Genomic DNA, 18,332 nt, shown 5'->3' with positions numbered 1-18,332 from the left:
ACGCGGCCTGTTCACCACGAAACCCGCCCCAATTTCTTGGGGCGGGTAAGGTTCGTAGTATGGCGCGAGACTTACTCGGCCGCCATGTCCGAAGATGAGATGCCAGCCACTGCGACGGGCTTTTTCATAGCGTCGCGGCGGAAGGGCTCACCTAGTTCTTGGTTCAGCAAGATTTCGATGAAAGTCGTCACATTGCCTTCCATCTGCTCTTTCACAGCTGTGTTCAGTGCATCGGTCAGTTCGTCCATGCTTGCGACCTGTACGCCTTTCAGACCACAGGCGTCTGCGATCTTGGCGTATGATACGTTGGTGTCCAATTCGGTGCCAACAAAATTGTCATCGAACCACAAAGTGGTGTTCCGCTTTTCAGCGCCCCATTGGTAGTTGCGGAAGATGACCATCGTCATTGCGGGCCAATCACCACGGCCAACCGAGACCATTTCGTTCATCGAGATGCCGAAGGCACCATCACCTGCAAAGCCAACCACTGGAACATCAGGGCAGCCGATTTTCGCACCAACAATGGAAGGGAAGGCGTAGCCACAAGGCCCGAAAAGGCCCGGTGCCAAGTATTTACGACCATTTTCAAATGACGGGTAGGCGTTACCGATTGCGCAGTTGTTGCCGATATCCGAGGAAATGATGGCGTTCTTGGGCAGAGCGGCCTGAATCGCGCGCCAAGCCTGACGGGGCGCCATTTTTTGCGGCTCACGCGTGCGGGCACGCTCGTTCCATGTGGTGCCCGGATCGTCTTCTTCGTGATCGAGCGAGGTTAGCTCTTGTGCCCAAGCGGATTTGGTTTGCGCGATCAGGTTTTTGCGGTCGGCGCGGCCTGCGTCGCCAGCTCCGGAGCCCAGTTTGGACAAGATGCTTTCTGCAACTGCCTTGGCGTCGCCCACGATGCCAACGGTGACCTTCTTGGTTAGGCCAATGCGGTCAGGGTTCAGGTCAACCTGAATGATTTTCGCATCTGTTGGCCAGTAATCGATGCCGTAGCCGGGCAGGGTCGAGAACGGGTTCAAGCGGGAGCCCAATGCCAACACGACGTCGGCTTTGGCGATCAACTCCATACCGGCTTTGGAACCGTTATAGCCCAGCGGACCAGCGAATAGCGGGTGGTTGCCGGGGAAGGCGTCATTGTGCTGGTACCCAACACAAACAGGCGCGTCGAGTGCTTCGGCCAGTTTTGCGGATGCCTCGATGCCACCTGCAAGAACGACGCCAGCGCCGTTCAGGATGACAGGGAATTTGGCGGAGGACAGCAGATCAGCGGCCTTGGCAACAGCGTCTTGACCGCCAGCCGGGCGCTCGAATTCAACCGCGACGGGCAATTCGATGTCGATGACTTGAGTCCAGAAATCGCGCGGGATGTTGATCTGAACAGGAGCGGAGGCGCGGTGCGCCTGCATGATGCACCGGTTCAGCGTTTCGGCGATACGTGTCGGGTCACGCACTTCTTCTTGGTAGGCGACGCAATCTTTGAACAGGTTCATCTGTTCCATTTCCTGAAAGCCACCTTGGCCGATAGTCTTGTTCGCGGCTTGAGGCGTGACCAGCAGCAACGGCGTGTGGTTCCAGTATGCAGTTTTAACGGAGGTCACAAAGTTTGTGATGCCGGGGCCGTTTTGCGCGATCATCATCGACATCTCGCCAGTGGCGCGGGTGAAGCCGTCAGCCATCATGCCGGCGGTCATCTCATGGGCGCAATCCCAGAACTTGATGCCGGCGGCAGGGAAAATATCGGAGATTGGCATCATAGCGGAGCCGATAATGCCAAACGCGTGACGGATGCCGTGCATTTGCAAGGTTTTGACGAAAGCTTCTTCGGTCGTCATTTTCATGGTGGCGATCTCCCAGTGTGGTGAAATGCGGGCGCAGGTGCCCGTTTTGAAGGTGTCTGGGCGGAAACTATGCCGTGAGACAGAGTCATGTTATGACCAGTTTATCTGGACTATAAGTCCAATAAAATTCAGAATTCTTAGATTTCCCATTGCTATGAGGGGTTTCGAATATGAAATGAGTCTCAAAAATACACTAATTCAGCGAAGCATATGCTCTATTTCTTTTGCGATGAGGGCCACCCCGGGTGAGATCCGCCCCGCTCCGATTGACGAATATGCCAATCGGTAGTGCTTGTACTCGCGCTGATCCCGTTCACAAAACGCCGCGCCGGGTTCTATCAGGACAGACTTATCACGCAGGCGCTCGGCCAGTTCTTTGGTGTCGATCCCGTCGGGCGCGCGCATCCAATAACTCGACCCGCCAAAAGCCCCCACCCCCGCGACCGTCAGCCCGTATTCGTCAAAGGCGCTGTCCATGATACGGCGGCGATCATGGAAGGCATTTCGCAATCGGCGAACCAGTGCATCGTAATGGCCAAGTGACAAGAAATACGCGGCTGTACGTTGCATATGGCCGGGTGGGTGTCTGAGAACCGCAGATCGAAGCGCGCGCGCTTCGCGAATAAACGGAGCGGGGCCAACAAGATAACCCAAGCGCAGACCGGGAAAGAGGGATTTCGAGAAGGAACCGACGTAGATGACGCGGCCGTCTTCGTCGAGGGACTTCAAGGCGGGGGACGGGGGTTTGAGGAACGACATTTCGAATTCGTAGTCGTCCTCCACGATCAGGAAGTCGTCTTGCGACGCGCGTCGCAAAAGCTCTTTTCTGCGCGCGACCGGCATGGTCGACGCTGTTGGGCATTGATGACTTGGGGTTGTGAAGACCACGTCGGTTTCGGGTGGAACGAGATCGGGCGGCAACCCGTCGCCGTCCACGGGCACCTCTATGCGGTGGCAACGCGATTGATGGAGAATGGATCGCAGCCCCGGATAACACGGGTCTTCATGTGCGGCGGTACGTCGTTGTGTGAGCAATACCTGCGCTGCGAGCCACAAGGCGTTTTGCGCCCCGACGGTAATCAGGATTTCGTCCGAGTTGGCTAATATGCCCCGACGCGGAAGCGTGTTTCTGGCGATGAATTCCAGCAACTGAGGATCGTCGCGATCAACCTGATCGGCGGTCAGGCTGTCAAAGTCACGTTGGCCAAGTGCGCGTAGCGCACATAGGCGCCAGTTCTGGCGGTCGAATAGTGCAGGGTCTACCTGCCCGTAAATAAAAGGGTACTTGTATTTTCGCCAATCCAGCGGCTTGGAAATTTGCAAGCTTCCGGAAAACCTGTTGCCGATAGCACGCGACCAATCGACGGTGTCCGATGAGGATCGCGGGCTGATCTGGGGCGGCTCTGGCGCGTTCTCGGACACGAAGTAGCCGGAGCGACCTGCGGAGGACAGGTAGTCGTCCGCCATCAACTCGTTATAGGCAAGGGTGACGGTGATCCGGCTGACGCCCAAGTGCAGCGCGAGCTTGCGTGAGGAGGGGAGTTTCTCGCCGGGGCGGAAGCGGCCGGACAGGATGCCGCCTGCAACCATCTGCTGGATTTGCTGCTGCAATGTGCCCTCAAATGTGGGGTCCAGAAAGAAGGTTTCGACGGCGATGGGCATGGGCTGGCCTTAAGTCAGTTGTGATTTGGCTATATCGAGAATTGGGGCGCAGCGGAAGGGTTAACCCGTGGACATGTGCGCGTGTGCGGCGCAACGCAGGCCCGCAAATCGAGAGTGAACACGTGAAAAGTAGCGGGTTTTGGCAGTCGGCAACCTGTCGGCATTGCGTCGGCACCTCGTCGGGCAGCGTGGCCTGAAGCCAAAGTCAGCTTGGATTCCGGAGCGGCCAAGTCGAATTCAGAGCTGTTTCAACTTCGTCCTGAACACCAGCCACAGCGGCCTTGAGTTCCGAGATGAACGTTAGACCTACCATGGATTGGGTCGTGTAACCCGGTGTCAGGATGGAGATGTGGCTGGAGATTGTTGGCCTGAATCGCCGGAAGGCGAGGCCGCTGCTATCGGGGGCGTGCAGGATGTGGCTGTAGGCCGTGATCATGTCGCAGACCATCACGCATAGTCCTGCTGAAACGAATTGCAGACCGGGCAGAAAAGTTCGCAGCTCGAACCGTTTGTTGAACCGGTTGCCCGTCGTGCGAAATGCAGCCTCGGTTTGTATCGCGGTGCTGTGTTCATCGAACAAGACCGCCATGGGGTGGCCATCAAGATCGTCTGGCGTAATCACCGACTTTTCCACTAACGGGTCATCCGCGGACAGGATGCAAACGCATTCCATGTCATAGTCGGTCTGGTGAATCGACGCGCGGGGTGTGGGGGTTTCGGAAAATCCTATGTCGAATTGTTGAGAGGCAATCATATCCTCGATCATTGCTGACGATCGCATGATCAGCGAGACTTCAAGATCCTCCCGCCCGTCCAGAAACCGGGTCAGGAGTCGGGGAAGAAATACGCTTGAGGCGGCAGGGTGGCATGCGATCTTGAGCTTGCCTGACTGGAGCGAGCTGATCCGCTCCAGTGTCCGTTCGGTGCGCTCCAACCGGCCCAGAATATCTTCGCATTCTTCCAAGAAGAACCGTGCCTCGGGCGTCGGAATCAGCTTTCCGTGTGTGCGTAGAAACAGCGCAAAACCCAGCTGATCTTCAAGCGTTCGTACCATGGTCGAAACGGCCGGTTGCGTGCGCCCTACAGCACGAGCCGCTTGGCTGATCGAGCCCGCGCGCATGATCTCCCGGAAGGTCGTGAGTTGACGCAATGTGAGGTTCATCAGGTATAAATCCAATTTATGATATTAGAGATATTTTAAAATTGATTTGATGCCACAAGTCCAGTGAGATGTTGGCAGCCCACGCTTGACGCCGTTTGGGCCTGGGGGAACAGATGGACAGATTTTCGAAATATCTGCTGACAGCGCTGATTTGTGCCGTGGCTATGGGCCAGTTCGTGCAGGTCATTACGCGTTATGTCTTGCAGGTGCCGGTGATGGGGCTGGAAGAGACGATGGCCTTCCCGACGGTGTGGCTCTACATCCTCGGCTCGGTCAACGCGTCCCGTGAGAATACGCATATCCGCGCCAACGTTCTGGAAATTATCATCAAGACCGAACGCGGCCACACCATTCTGGCCATCATCGGCGAAATTATCAGCCTGATCGTCGGCCTGTGGCTGCTGTCCTGGGCGTGGGACTACACCCGCTACGCGTGGCGCGTCTGGCGCGAAAGCCCGACGCTTTACATCCCGACCTTCTATTCTGACGTCGCCCTCGTCGTGGGACTGGCCCTGATGATGGTCTACACCGCCTGGCACCTTTTGCGCCATGTCCGCAGCCTGCGCACCGGAGAACCCACATGATTGAGATCGCCCTATTAGCCATCGCCTTGCTGGTGATCACACTGACGCTGGGCGTGCCGCTGCCCTACTGTTTCGGCTCCGCCCTGATGGTGATGTATTTCATGGGCGGCGTGACCATGAAAGGCATGATGCTTTGGGGGGTCCAGCAGCTGGGCAACCCTGTGCTGCTGGCCATTCCTCTGTTTGTTCTGGCGGGGACAATCATGTCCGAAAGCGGGATTGCCGCCTCGCTTTTGCGCTTCGTGAACGCCTTTATCGGCCATGTACGCGGCGGGCTTGGTGTCGTCGCGGCGGTGTCCTGTGCCGTCATCGGCGCGATTTCTGGGTCCGGTCTGACCGGTATCGCCGCGATTGGCCCGCTGCTGATCCCCGAGATGGAAAAGCGTGGCTATCCGCGTGAATACGCCACCGCGCTGATCGCCAATTCGTCGATCCTTGGACTGCTGATCCCGCCATCGGTCACGATGATCGTCTATGGCTGGGTCACCGATACGTCCATTCTGGCCTGCTTTCTGGCGACGCTTGGCCCCGGCCTGCTGATCATGACGTCGTTCTCGGTGATCAACATCTACATGTCGCGCAAGTTCGATCTGATCCTTGACGACAAGCCGTCCTTTTCCGAGCTGTCGGGTGAAGTGGCCCGCCGCGGCTTCCACGCCTTCCCGGCGCTGCTGATGCCGGTGATCATACTTGGCGGCATCTATGGCGGTATCATGACGCCGACCGAGGCTGCCGCTGTTGCGGTGATCTACGCCGTGCCGGTGGGCTTTCTGATCTATAAGGGCCTGCGGTGGGAAAACTTCTTCTCTGCTGGCAAGGAAGCTGCCACCGCCGTGGGCGCGATCATGATGATGGTCCTGTTCTCGATGATCCTCAGCCAGATGTTCGTCTATGAAAGCATCCCGCAGCAGTTGGTGCAGGGTATTTTTGCCATCACCGAAAACAAGATCCTGCTGCTGATTATGATCAACATCATGCTGTTTCTGGTCGGAATGGTCGTCAATGACGTGACTGCGATCATCCTGATCGCGCCACTGCTGCTGCCATTGATGAACGCCATCGGCGTCAGCCCCGTGCAGTTTGCCGCCATCATGGGCGTCAACACCGCCATGGGCGGCGTGACCCCGCCCTATGCCTCGATCCTGTATCTCGGCGCGCGGATCGGCAACGTGAAGGTGACCAAGGTCATCCCGCCCGCGATGAAACTGATCCTGTTCGGCTATGTCCCCGTCGTCTTCTTGACCTCGCTCTGGCCGGACTTGTCGCTCTTCCTGCCACGCTTCTTTGGATATGACGTGGCCCCTTAACTTCACGAATAATGCAACTCAACACGGAGGAAACCAAAAATGAAACATGCATTCCTGACGACAGCCGCAGCGGCGCTTATGGCGATTGGCAGCTATGCCAGCGCGGCCGACCTGAAGATGAGCCACGTGCGCCCGCAGGACGCCACCATCGACATGGAACTGCGCGCGTTTTCCGCCGCCCTGTCCGAAGCCACGGATGGCAGCGTCAACGTCAAGCTGTTCCCGGCATCCGCCTTGGGCGACTATACGACAGTGCAGGAACGCATCAGCGTGGGCGCCATCGACATGGCGACACAACCAGCCGCCGCAGCCGCCGACCGCCGGATGCAGATCAGCTCCTTCCCCTATCTGGCAGGCAATTGGGCGCAGGCCCGTGCGGTCTACGGGCCGGGCGGCGTGGTGCGTGACACCATGGCCGGTCTTTATGCGGAACAAGACATCACCATGCTCGCCGCCTATCCGGTGTATTTCGGCGGCATCGCGCTGAACGTCGAGAACGCCAACCCCGCCTCGGTCGAGTCCAATGGCATCAAAGTGCGTGTTCCCGGCATCAAGAGCTTCCAGCTGACCGGCGAGGCACTGGGCTACATTCCTGCTCCCATCCCGTTCTCGGAGGCTTTCACGGCGGTTCAAACCGGCGTGGTTGACGGCGTGATCGGCTCCGGCGCAGAGGGCTACTACGCATCATTCCGCGACGTGACCAAGACCTACATCCCCGCCAACACCCACTTCGAGGTCTGGTACATGATCATCTCGAATGAAAGCCTCGCTGGCCTGTCCGACGAAGATCAAGCCGCCCTGAAAGAGCAAGCCGCCGCATTCGAGGCGACCCGCTGGGAAGTGGCCGAAGCCGATCAGGGCAAGAACGAGCAGCGTCTGGTCGATGATCTGGGTGCCACCGTTGCCGAGTTGAGCGATGACGATCTGGCCGCGATGGCGGCCAAGGTCCGCGCAGACGTCTGGCCCGCCGTTCTGGAAGATGTCGGCGCAGACTGGGGTCAGGCGATCCTCGACAAGGTTGCCGCAGCCGGCAACTAGGCCTACGTTCCGTCAGGGCGGCTTTGGCCGCCCTGACACATCTTTTCTCACCCTTGGAAACCCAGTCATGGATACCGATTATATCATTGTCGGAGGCGGCATTGTTGGCCTGTCTGTCGCCTGGGGTCTTCTCCGGCGCGGGCTGACGGTCACCGTTCTGGATGGCGATGACGGATCATTCCGCGCCAGTCGGGGAAATTTCGGGTTGGTGTGGGTGCAATCCAAAGGGATGAAGCAACCCCGCTATGCCGAATGGTCACAACACTCCGCCGCGATCTGGGCCGCCTTTGCGGATGAGCTGGGGAACAACACCGGCCAGACCGTCCCGCTGGAGCAGAAAGGCGGATACGATCTGCATTTCTCCGAAGAGACGCTGGAAGCCACTGTTGCACAATACGAGGTTCTCAAAGGGAAGCTCGGCGGCAACTACCCCTACGAGGTGCTGGGCCACAACGCTCTGCGTAAGGAAGAGCCCAACATCGGGCCAACGGTCGTGGGCGCAATCCTGCACCATCAGGACGGGCACGCGAACCCGTTGAAACTACTCACCGCACTGGCCGCCGACGTGCGCCGCCTGGGCGGGCGCGTGCTGACTGGTAAAACCGTAACCGAGGTCACAAAGCCCGACGCCTTCCGCGTCACCTGCGCTGACGGCACCGCGGTCACATCCGGCAAGGTTGTCCTGTCTGCCGGGCTGGGCGCGACCCAGCTTGGCCCCTCCATGGGTTTCAAGGCCCCGATACGCCCGCAGCGCGGTCAGGTGTTGATCACCGAAAAGCTGCCGAAACTTATCAACCGCCCGTCGCTGATTGCGCGGCAAGTCGACGAGGGCGGCATCCAAATCGGTGCCACCAACGAAGAGGTCGGCCTTGACGACCGCGTCACGCAGCCGGGTCTATCCGGCCTCGCCGCCGAGGCGATTGCCGCCTACCCAGCCCTCGCCCGTGCGCAGCTTGTGCGCTCTTGGGGTGCGCTGCGGGTGCTGTCGCCCGACGGGCTGCCGATCTATCAGCAAAGCGCAGAGATGCCGGGGGCCTATCTGGTGACCTGTCACAGTGGCATCACCCTTGCCGCAGCCCATGCGCGTGTGTTGCCGGACTGGCTCGAAGGCACGAGCGCAGCCCCTAATCTGGAGGTGTTCAGTGAAGACCGTTTCGCCGTTTCTTGAACTGGAGGATGCCCCGCGCGTGGAGGTGTCGTTCGATGGCCGCACGCTCAGCCTGCCCACGGGCGCAAACCTCGCGGCCTCAATGCTCGCCGCTGGCATCGACGTGTTCCGCAATACCCCCGTGTCTGGCGCCCCCCGTGCGCCGTTTTGCATGATGGGCGCCTGTTTCGAGTGCCTTGTCGACATCGACGGTATCACAAGGCAGGCCTGCATGGTCGAAGTCACCGAAGGCATGCTCATCACCCCGCCCCACAGCGCCGAGGTCCGCCATGAGCCGTCGTGATCTGGTTATCATCGGCGCAGGCCCCGCTGGCATGGCGGCTGCCGCCCAAGCCGCCGATCTGGGCCTCAGCGTCACCGTGTTGGACGAACAGCCTCACGCGGGCGGGCAGATTTACCGCGACGTGGACCGCATCGCCCCCATTAGGGGCGGGATTCTAGGCCCCGATTTCACCCATGGCACAACGCTGACAGCGGCGATGCGGCATGACGCGATTGTCCACCTCACCGGTGCGGTCGTCTGGGCAATCGAGGACCAGTTCCGCATCTCCTATACCCGCGGCGGGCGCGGCGCGCAGATCGAGGCGGATCGCATTTTGCTGGCCACCGGCGCGCTGGAGCGGCCAATGCCGTTGCCCGGCTGGACGCTGCCCGGCGTGATGACCGCCGGGGCCGGGCAGATCCTTCTCAAGCAGTCGGGCATTCTGGCGCGCAATGCGGTGTTGGTCGGTTCCGGCCCTCTGCTCTACCTGATCGCGGCCCAGATGGTTCGGGCGGGTACGCCGCCAGTTGCGATGGTCGAGACCCAGTCGCGCGGCGATGTGATGCGCGCGGCCCCGCATATGGGCGGGGCGCTTCGTGGTTGGCGATATCTGGCCAAGGGGTTGAAAATGCTTGCAGAAATTACCCGCGCCCGCGTTCCACGCTATACCGACGCGACCGGCATCGCGATCGAAGGGGACGGCAAGGCCGAGGCCGTGCGCTTTACCAGCAAGGGCCGCTCCCACCGTATCGCCTGCGACACCGTATTCCTGCACCACGGCGTCGTCCCGAACACGCAAGCCGCGCGGTCTCTCGAGGTCTCCCACAGGTGGGACGCGGCGCAGCACTGCTTCGTGCCTCTGGCCGATGAATGGGGTCAGACGGATAAGGACGGCCTGTTCATCGCAGGCGACGGCGCGGGCATCGGCGGGGCCAAGGCCGCCGAATGCGCAGGCAAGCTCGCGGCGCTGGAGGTAGCGCATCAGGCAGGCCGCCTGCCTCTTGCAGAGCGCGACCGTTTTGCTGCCGCCCCACGCGCCAAACTGGAGTCTGAGCTGGCCGCCCGGCCATTCCTCGACGCGGCCTATCCCCCCTGTGCCGAGGCACTGCTTCCTGATGACAAGACCCTGATTTGTCGTTGCGAAGAGGTCACCGCAGGCGACATTCGCGGCTATGCGAAACTGGGCTGCATCGGGCCGAACCAAACCAAGGCTTTCGGTCGGGCCGGAATGGGCCCCTGTCAGGGCCGCTATTGCGGTCTCAGCGTCACCGTCCTGCTGGCCGACGCCACGGGGCAAACGGCGGACGAGACGGGATATTACCGCATCCGCCCGCCAATCAAGCCGGTCACACTGGGCGAGCTTGCGGCGATGGACGATAACACGCTGGATGCAGCGGAATAGGAGACAGACATGATCGAACGGATCGACACCAGCGCGCGCATGAGCAAGATCGTCAAGCATAACGGTGTGGCCTATCTGTGTGGGCAGGTCGGTGAGGGCGCGACCGTGGCCGAACAGACCCGCGATTGCCTGTCGCGCGTGGATGCGTTGTTGACCAAGGCCGGGTCGTCGCGCGAGCAGATGTTGCAGGCCGTGATCTGGCTGGCTGACATGTCTGATTTTGCCGAAATGAACGACGTATGGGACGCGTGGGTGCCAACTGGCCATGCCCCGGCGCGGGCCTGCTGCGAGGCAAAGCTCGCCCGTGCCGATCTGAAGGTCGAGATCATCGTGACCGCGGCTTTCTAGGTTACCCCGTCACCGGAAATACATTGGTTTTCTTTACGACGCCGTAGACGAAACTGCTGTCGATAGACGCAATGCCGCCAATCGGGTGCAGCTTGCGGCGGACGAAGGCTTCATAGTCGGACAGGTCTGCCACGACCACGCGCAGCAGGTAATCCGATGTGCCTGTCATGACGAAGCATTCCAGCACCTGATCAACCCGCGCAATGTCTGCTTCAAATTGCTTTACGGTTGTCTCTGTGTGGCTTTCTAGCGTGACGTGAACGAAGACGGTCACCGGCAGACCATAGGCGTCGGCGTCAATGTTGGCGCTGTAACCGGTGATGACCCCGTTTTGCTCGAGCAGCTTCAGCCGCCGGAGGCAGGGCGAGGGCGACAGGTTTACCTCTGCCGCTAGATCTTGATTCGTCATTCGACCATTGCGTTGAAGCGCCCGAATGATCTGTTGGTCTTTATCGTCCAGTTTTTTCATATTGTGAGCATATAATGCCAATATTATGCTAAGATAAAGCATAAATTGGAATAAATGGCGGCGCATATTACCATATTTTGCTTCTTGAAAATCAAGGAGATATTTCCATGCGCAATCGCCCCGACAGCTTTTCCACTTTGGCCATCCATCACGGATATGACCCGATGGACAATGAAGGCGCGCTGACGCCGCCGTTGCACCTGACCTCTACCTTCGCGTTCGAGACGGCAGAAGCGGGCGGCGAGATGTTTGCCGGGGATCGTCCCGGGCATATCTACTCACGCATCTCAAACCCGACCTGCGATCTGTTGGAGCGGCGCATCGCGGTTCTTGAGGGCGCAGAGGCCGGATTGGCGCTGGCCTCTGGAATGGGCGCGATCACCGCGACGATGTGGACGCTACTGGCCCCGGGTGACGAGGTGATCCTCGATAAGACGCTGTATGGCTGCACGTTTTCGTTCATGCAGCACGGGCTTGCGAAGTTTGGCGTGACCGTGACCCATGTGGATCTTACGACACCGGAAAACCTGACCGCGGCGATTAGTGACAAGACCAAAGTGGTCTATTTCGAAACACCTGCCAACCCGAACATGCGTCTGGTCGATATTCAGGCGGTGTCCGCCATCGCGCATGCGCAAGGGGCTTATGTGGTGGTCGACAATACCTATGCGACCCCCTATCTCACCCAGCCGATTAAGCATGGGGCAGATATCGTGCTGCATTCGGCGACGAAATATCTGGGCGGGCACGGCGATGTGGTTGCGGGCCTGCTGGCTGGATCGGCTGAATTGGTCTCGGAAATTCGCCTTTACGGCATGAAGGACATGACAGGCGCAGTAATGGCTCCGTTCAACGCCATGCTTATCCTGCGCGGCATCAAGACGCTTGAATTGCGGATGGACCGCCATTGCAGCAGTGCCGCGAGTGTCGCGGCGTTTCTCGAACAATCGGAAGGTGTGCAAAAGGTCTGGTATCCTGGGCTCGCCAGTTTCGAGCAACATGATGTTGCCGAGCGGCAGATGTCGCAGTTCGGTGGCATGATTGCGTTTGAACTCGAAGGCGGGCTGGAGGCGGGGCGCGTTATGATGAACAAGCTGCAGATGATCAAACGTGCGGTATCTCTGGGCGATGCCGAAACACTGGTTCAGCACCCCGCCAGCATGACTCATTCCACCTACACCCCAGAAGAACGTGCTTTGCACGGTATCGGCGAGGGTCTAGTACGCTTGTCTATTGGCCTCGAAGGAATTGATGATGTCATCTATGACCTGGAGCAAGCCCTGCCGAAGTCCCGAATCCGCAAAGCAGCCTAAGGAAATTTACGATGCCCGCAGACCTTAAAGCGATCGAGCAGCGTTTGCTGTGGCTGTCCCACTGGATGATACACCACGCAAACCACATCCGTCCTAAAACGGATGGCATCAAGGTCGGCGGGCATCAGGCATCGTCGGCCTCGATGGTGTCGATCATGACGGCGCTCTATTTCCAAACGTTGCGCCCTGAAGATCGCGTCGCGGTCAAACCCCATGCGTCGCCGATCTTTCATGCGATCCAGTATCTTATGGGCAATCAAACCCGTGAGAAGATGGAAAATTTCCGCGGCTTCGGCGGCGTTCAAAGCTATCCCAGCCGTACCAAGGATATTGACGATGTCGATTTCTCCACCGGCTCTGTGGGGCTTGGGGTGGCGATCACGTCATTTGCGTCGCTGGTTCAAGACTATGTGCAAGCCAAGTCTTGGGGAGCGGAGCAAAAGTTGGGACGCATGATCGCATTGGTTGGCGATGCGGAACTGGACGAAGGCAACATCTATGAGGCCCTGCAGGAGGGGTGGAAGAACGACCTGCGTAATTGTTGGTGGATCATTGATTATAACCGCCAATCGCTGGACGGGATCGTGCGCGAAGGGCTGTTCGGGCGGGTTGAGAAAATCTTTGACGCCTTTGGCTGGGACGTCGTGCGCGTCAAATACGGTGTGCTGCAACGCGCAGCATTCGAAGAGCCGGGCGGAGAGAAGCTGCGGCAGTGGATAGATAATTGCCCGAACCAGCTGTATTCCGCGCTGACCTTCATGGGCGGCGCGGTATGGCGGCAGCGCCTGATGGATGCCTTGGGCGATCAGGGCGATGTGACGGCGTTGATCGAAAAGCGCAGCGACAAGGAGTTGGCCGCGTTGATGGAGAACCTTGGCGGGAACTGCGTGACCACAATGGCGGACACCTTCGCCGCCATTGATCACGACCGTCCGGTCTGTTTTCTGGCGTATACGATCAAGGGCTGGGGCACGCCGATTGCGGGACATAAAGACAACCACGGCGGTCTGATGAACAAGACCCAGATGGCTGAGTGGCAGAAATACATGGGTGTGGCCGAAGGCGCGGAATGGGATAAATTCGCCACCATTGCTGACCCGGATGCGTTTGAGGCAATGCTGGCCAAAGCGCCCTTCTTTGCCAAGGGTCGCCGCCGCTACGCTGACGATGTGATTGATGTCCCCGCGATCGAGCTGTCCTCGGATCGGGAAATCTCGACCCAGATGGCGTTTGGCAAGATCCTCGACAATCTGTCCAAGGGCGACAGCTTGTTGGCGGAGCGCATCGTCACGACCTCGCCCGATGTGACGGGCACGACGAATCTTGGCCCGTGGGTCAACCGTCGCAAACTGTTCGCGCGCGCGCCGCAGGCGGATACGTTCAAGGCGGAGAATATCCCCTCTACTGCCAAATGGGAGTTTACGCCGGACGGTCAGCACATCGAACTTGGCATTGCCGAAATGAACCTGTTTCTGCTTCTGGCCGCGGCCGGTCTGTCTCATTCGGTTTTCGGTAAACGCCTGATCCCCATTGGAACGGTCTATGACCCCTTTGTGTCTCGTGGCCTCGATGCGTTGAATTATGCCTGTTATCAGGACGCGCGCTTCATGATCGTGGGCACGCCTTCGGGTGTCACACTGGCACCGGAAGGTGGCGCGCATCAATCCATCGCCTCACCCCTGATCGGAATGTCGCAGGACGGTTTGGCCGCGTTCGAGCCCGCCTTTGCCGACGAGTTGGCCGTGATCATGGAATGGGCCTTCGCCTATTTGCAAAAGGACGGCGAGGGCGATCCGGACGAACGCACTTGGCTGCGCGATGAAACCGGCGGGTCTGTCTATCTGCGGCTGACCACCAATCCGATTGAACAGACCGGCAAACGTGCGGATGACGACTTCCGCCAAGGGGCCATCGACGGGGCCTATTGGCTGCGCAAACCCGGACCAAACTGCGAGGTAGTGATCGCTTATCAAGGGGCCGTCGCCTCAGAAGCGATTAAAGCCGCAGGGTCTATTGCCCAAGGACGTCGCGATGTTGGAGTTCTCGCCGTGACCTCTGCGGATCGGTTAAATGCAGGCTGGACAGCGGCACAGCGCGCGCGGGCGGGCGGGACGGATGGCGCGCAAGCCCATATCGAAACATTGTTGAACGACCTGCCGCGCCACTGTGTCCTGATCACCGTCATTGATGGCCACCCCGCAACCCTGTCGTGGTTGGGCGCGGTTTACGGACACCGGACGATCTCGCACGGTGTGGAGCATTTTGGGCAAACCGGCACGATTGCGGATTTATACCGTCACTTCCGCATTGATGCAGATGCCTTGATCCAGTCTGCAAGCGCGCTGTCACAAGGCCGCAAGATCCCGCCGGTCACGGCTCTCGGCTAGGCGAAACAGGCATCGCCCTTTGAGTGGGAATTGATCGCAACGGGCATTGTCCGACCAAGCGTGACTGCTGATGGCAAATAATAGCCCGCAACCTCAGCCAAGGTTGCGGGCATTCTTGTGTCTTGTGGGGGTAACGCGGGGAGCGGTGAAGTGTGTTGAGGAATGGTGAGTGATCGCCCGGCGCCTAAGGCTTGCTACCAGGCGTGGAGTGGCAAGGGGCAATGGTCTGCTCGGAGTCCAGTTTACACCGATGCTGCGCTGCGCCCGTCACGTCAAACGGCGTGATCATGCTAGAGGCGCTGGGTGCTCACTTCACCTCGCGGCTCGTGGGCAACACACCCAGTTCCGCCAGCGCTATTTCAAGCTGCGCCGCGCGGTCCAGGTCGGCTTGGCTATCCGCCCGAATGGTGCGCTCCTGCGCCGCAACCAAGGTGCCCATCCCCACAGGACGCACTAAGGCAAAGTCAGGCAGCTGGCGCGGCTCCAGCGTATCTGGGAACCAGCCCATCCAGCCTGGCCAGACCCGATGGTCGTAGACCGCGTTGTGGATGCCATATGACGCGGGGCCGACGCCCACAAATCGGGCGCGCCGCCATGTCACCAAAGTCCCGACCAGCTGCACCCATTGCTCAAAGCTCAGAGTGTCGCCGGCGCGTGGGGCGCGGGTGGTGAACCGCACCACGTCGGAGTTGCGCGGCGCCATACCGCCTGTGTAGCTCAGCTGGGCGCTGTAGCTGCTTGGGTCATCAGGGTAGATGCGCTTGCTGAAGCCAAGGATAGAAAAGCTGTAGCTGTCATCTCCGATGCCGCGGCTGCCCCGCAAAAATTCTACCAAGGCCTCCGGATCCGCAATTACGTCAAGGCCGGTCGCCGTCTCATGTTCTTGAGCCGTGCGCACGACGCGCCAGCCCTGCACGTAGTCGTTTTGCCCTTTTAGTGCCGACAACACCGGGAGCAGCGACGCTACCGCCTGATCGAGGGTCTGAGGAACTGGGTGTAACCACGCGTCCAGCGACGGCGTGCCGTCCGGGTCTTCGCTGGTGCGTTCTCTGAGCTGCTCTTTCAGTTTGCGCTCAGCTTCGCGCAGCAATGCTTCTCGATCTGCCATCAATTGTCCTCCCAGTAGCCGTAGTCTTCCTCACCACTCGCATAAAGCTCGCGGATAAAAGTGGTCCCTGTCGGGGCAAGGCTATACGGCACATGCTTGGTTTGGATATTGTAGATACCCATGTCGCCCAGAATCATAAGGAAGGCGGTCAGCACGTTGCTGTCGCTGAATGTCCATTCCAGCGTCACAACGGGCCAGTCAGGGTCAAACGCCGCGTGTTGCTCGGTGATCTGACCTTGCCACTCATCCATCAGGGACGAAAGCCAAGGCTTTCTGGGGTTACCTGAAAGATGTGGCCGCTGCGCGGGTGCGGGGTCGCCAAAGGCGCGGGGCACGATTAGGGTTTCGTCAAGCCAGTCGCGATACCCCAGTTTGCATTCGATCAGTTTGCACATGGCATGGTGCAAGCCGTCCCAGCTGCCCGCTCGTCCGCGTTTCCACTCCCATTCCTCGATATGTACAGTAAGCTGATCACCGGACTCTACCGCGTTGAAGCCGAACCATGGGATGACGTAGTGCTGATACAGCGCGCCCCGCGCGCGCGGCGACGGTTTGCGAACCGGCCCGGCTTGAAAGATGTGCCACGGGCTTGTCGCCCGCCCGTCCACGGCAGGCTTGCAATAGGGGCAGTCCTCTTGTTCTTCGTCGTCGCAGCGGTCGCGAATGCGGCGTTGCGTGCGCACCATTTGCTCCAACGCCTGACGCAGCGCCGTGTTCGTTGGCCGCGACAGTCTTGGTGGTGTGCGCTCCGGGTCTGGGTCCGGGTCCTGGTTTCCTTGTAGATAGTCCGGCAGCTCAATCCGCCCCAGCTCCAATTCCTCCTCTCGGTAGCGTTGCAGCGCCAGAGCGCTGGCACCCGCTGCCGCGAGGATCGCGATACCCCAAGCGATTGGATAAACGAAAACGACCATCCTACCACCACACCTCTAAGTCAGCCTCTGCGCGGCCAGATTGATATTTCAGTCGCGCGCAAAAATCTTCGAACAGATCATTTGCCTGGCCGGGCGATTGCCTGATTTTTTGCCAAAACGGCAAGTCAAGAAACGCAGGCCAAGGCTGATGAAACTTCAAAAATGCCAAAAGCATCATGCGGCCTCTCAATTCGGGGTCCGTCAGTCCAACTGCGCGGACCTCGTCGGCAAAATCATAGAGCAAGGGCCAAAGGTCGGCGGGGCTTTCTCCGTATCTTCGGGCCTCGTCCTCATGCAGCTCAAACAGGTCCTCGGCGGCTCCGATCATGTTTCGATACAACACCGAGAGTTTTAGCTCGGCGCGCAGCTTCGTATCAATCAGCGTCGGGTCTTTGCGCTTAAGTTCTTGCACCTGAATATGGATTGCCGACGACGTCGTTACCCGTGGCACCAGAACGTCCATCCCGGCAAAGGTCTTCAGCCAAAGGGCTTCCAGATTTGGAAAGCGCGCCATCCGGTCGGAATAGACATGGAAATAGAAAGGCTCCCAGAAGCGGAAAAAGTACCATTTGTCCGCCTCGGACCGCAACCGCGTGAATTTGCGCAACTGATTTCGAATACCGGTCAAGGACTGTTTCGATCGCAGATACAGGCCAGGTTCCGCGTCCCATAGGTGATGCGCCGCATTGCCTCGTGTGAACAGCCCTCGGGTGAGGCGGCTCTTCTCGTCTAGCCGCACGATCCAAGGTGCCACATCACGCAGGTCTTCCTCCGCAGCCCCTTGAAAGAGGCTTGCACATTCCAGCCCGGACTCCTCCAGAATTTCAGGAAGGCCAACCAGCTTCGCCCCGTCAAGGAGCGCATAGGTGTAAAACGGCGCGTCGTCAGCCCTACCCTCCGGGTGGCCAAAAAGCGCCTGTCGGAGCTGCGCGGGCGAAGACTGCGGCACGGTAACCCCGAACTGATCTCCCAAAGGCTCGATATCAGCAATCGTCTTAATCCAAAGCCGCTCCGGCCCGTCCTCAGGCGAAGAAGTCGCACCGCCAGTCTGTGTCCAATAATCGTGTTCGTTAAATTCGGTATTCAAATATATCTCACAGGGGTTCAAAAGCGCTGACTGAATGCACTCTGCATCGGGTATTTTCAAAAAAGTGTCAGCTCAGGATGAATAATTTTACCACCGTTTTCAAGTCTGACGGTTCCAGCGTTGCTAAAGGCCTCAGTTTTGAGGCTGCTGAAGACGGCATACGCCAAATTGGTCCACTGCAGGCCACAGCTATCGAGCCACTTTTGTCGGAATTTTGCTCTGCTGTCCGTCACGCAAAGCGCTCATCGCCCCAAACAAAAAAAGCCCGCAACCTCGGCCGAGG

16 protein-coding genes are annotated in these 18,332 nt (G+C 59.2%); 9 read left to right on the top strand and 7 right to left on the bottom strand.

Features of this window, described 5'->3' with window-relative positions:
- Window positions 1–71: 71 nt before the first annotated feature.
- The 3 genes from xsc to BCF46_RS09490 all read right to left on the bottom strand — a co-directional run bounded on the left by xsc (window position 72) and on the right by BCF46_RS09490 (window position 4,665).
- Window positions 72–1,841 carry a sulfoacetaldehyde acetyltransferase gene (gene xsc, locus BCF46_RS09500; protein WP_121023622.1) on the bottom strand — a complete coding sequence of 590 codons (1,770 nt, stop codon included), beginning with the start codon at window positions 1,839–1,841 and terminating at the stop codon, window positions 72–74.
- Between the two features lie 198 nt (window positions 1,842–2,039).
- Window positions 2,040–3,503 carry a MocR-like pyridoxine biosynthesis transcription factor PdxR gene (gene pdxR, locus BCF46_RS09495; protein WP_121023620.1) on the bottom strand — a complete coding sequence of 488 codons (1,464 nt, stop codon included), beginning with the start codon at window positions 3,501–3,503 and terminating at the stop codon, window positions 2,040–2,042.
- 205 nt (window positions 3,504–3,708) lie between these two features.
- Entirely contained in the window at window positions 3,709–4,665 is a 957-nt protein-coding gene (locus tag BCF46_RS09490) for a LysR family transcriptional regulator (RefSeq protein WP_121023618.1), read from the bottom strand.
- Between the two features lie 113 nt (window positions 4,666–4,778).
- Between BCF46_RS09490 and BCF46_RS09485 the strand changes: the two genes are divergently transcribed.
- From BCF46_RS09485 to BCF46_RS09455, 7 genes are all read left to right on the top strand, one after another.
- Window positions 4,779–5,249, top strand: coding sequence for a TRAP transporter small permease (locus tag BCF46_RS09485; protein WP_121023617.1), 471 nt, complete (start codon window positions 4,779–4,781; stop codon window positions 5,247–5,249).
- The gene (locus BCF46_RS09480) at window positions 5,246–6,556 is read left to right on the top strand and encodes a TRAP transporter large permease (RefSeq protein ID WP_121023615.1); all 1,311 of its coding nucleotides are present in this window, start codon (window positions 5,246–5,248) and stop codon (window positions 6,554–6,556) included. The genes BCF46_RS09485 and BCF46_RS09480 overlap by 4 nt, the downstream gene beginning before the upstream one ends.
- Window positions 6,557–6,595: 39 nt before the next feature.
- The gene (gene dctP / locus BCF46_RS09475) at window positions 6,596–7,594 is read left to right on the top strand and encodes a TRAP transporter substrate-binding protein DctP (protein ID WP_121023613.1); all 999 of its coding nucleotides are present in this window, start codon (window positions 6,596–6,598) and stop codon (window positions 7,592–7,594) included.
- A gap of 67 nt (window positions 7,595–7,661) precedes the next feature.
- Window positions 7,662–8,762 carry an NAD(P)/FAD-dependent oxidoreductase gene (locus BCF46_RS09470; protein ID WP_121023611.1) on the top strand — a complete coding sequence of 367 codons (1,101 nt, stop codon included), beginning with the start codon at window positions 7,662–7,664 and terminating at the stop codon, window positions 8,760–8,762.
- Window positions 8,737–9,045, top strand: a complete 309-nt coding sequence (locus BCF46_RS09465) for a (2Fe-2S)-binding protein (protein ID WP_211332798.1) — start codon at window positions 8,737–8,739, stop codon at window positions 9,043–9,045. The genes BCF46_RS09470 and BCF46_RS09465 overlap by 26 nt, the downstream gene beginning before the upstream one ends.
- On the top strand, window positions 9,032–10,426 hold the full coding sequence (locus tag BCF46_RS09460) for an FAD/NAD(P)-dependent oxidoreductase (RefSeq protein ID WP_121023607.1): 1,395 nt from the start codon (window positions 9,032–9,034) through the stop codon (window positions 10,424–10,426). Before BCF46_RS09465 ends, BCF46_RS09460 begins: the two co-directional genes overlap by 14 nt.
- Window positions 10,427–10,435: 9 nt before the next feature.
- Window positions 10,436–10,774, top strand: coding sequence for a RidA family protein (locus BCF46_RS09455; RefSeq protein ID WP_121023605.1), 339 nt, complete (start codon window positions 10,436–10,438; stop codon window positions 10,772–10,774).
- A 1-nt stretch (window position 10,775) separates the two neighbouring features.
- On the opposite strand, the gene BCF46_RS09450 is transcribed toward BCF46_RS09455, so the two are convergent.
- Complete coding sequence (locus BCF46_RS09450; RefSeq protein WP_121024486.1) at window positions 10,776–11,234, bottom strand: Lrp/AsnC family transcriptional regulator; 459 nt, start codon at window positions 11,232–11,234, stop codon at window positions 10,776–10,778.
- A gap of 116 nt (window positions 11,235–11,350) precedes the next feature.
- Between BCF46_RS09450 and BCF46_RS09445 the strand changes: the two genes are divergently transcribed.
- Both BCF46_RS09445 and BCF46_RS09440 read left to right on the top strand, forming a co-directional pair.
- The gene (locus tag BCF46_RS09445) at window positions 11,351–12,556 is read left to right on the top strand and encodes a methionine gamma-lyase (protein WP_121023603.1); all 1,206 of its coding nucleotides are present in this window, start codon (window positions 11,351–11,353) and stop codon (window positions 12,554–12,556) included.
- A gap of 11 nt (window positions 12,557–12,567) precedes the next feature.
- Entirely contained in the window at window positions 12,568–14,943 is a 2,376-nt protein-coding gene (locus BCF46_RS09440) for a 1-deoxy-D-xylulose-5-phosphate synthase N-terminal domain-containing protein (protein WP_121023601.1), read from the top strand.
- A gap of 307 nt (window positions 14,944–15,250) precedes the next feature.
- On the opposite strand, the gene BCF46_RS09435 is transcribed toward BCF46_RS09440, so the two are convergent.
- The 3 genes from BCF46_RS09435 to BCF46_RS09425 are packed head-to-tail and all read right to left on the bottom strand — an operon-like array spanning window position 15,251 to window position 18,049.
- Complete coding sequence (locus BCF46_RS09435) at window positions 15,251–16,051, bottom strand: Imm52 family immunity protein (RefSeq protein WP_121023599.1); 801 nt, start codon at window positions 16,049–16,051, stop codon at window positions 15,251–15,253.
- Window positions 16,051–16,962 (bottom strand): hypothetical protein, encoded by a 912-nt coding sequence (locus tag BCF46_RS09430; protein ID WP_121023598.1) that lies wholly within the window; start codon window positions 16,960–16,962, stop codon window positions 16,051–16,053. The genes BCF46_RS09435 and BCF46_RS09430 overlap by 1 nt, the downstream gene beginning before the upstream one ends.
- Window position 16,963: 1 nt before the next feature.
- Window positions 16,964–18,049: a DUF4123 domain-containing protein gene (locus BCF46_RS09425; protein WP_170157906.1), complete on the bottom strand. Its 1,086-nt coding sequence runs from the start codon at window positions 18,047–18,049 to the stop codon at window positions 16,964–16,966.
- Window positions 18,050–18,332: the final 283 nt, after the last annotated feature.

Origin of the sequence: Litoreibacter meonggei (assembly GCF_003663885.1) — a bacterium.
In the GTDB taxonomy this organism is placed as follows: Bacteria; Pseudomonadota; Alphaproteobacteria; order Rhodobacterales; family Rhodobacteraceae; genus Litoreibacter; species Litoreibacter meonggei.
This window is presented reverse-complemented; position numbering and strand designations above follow the sequence as displayed.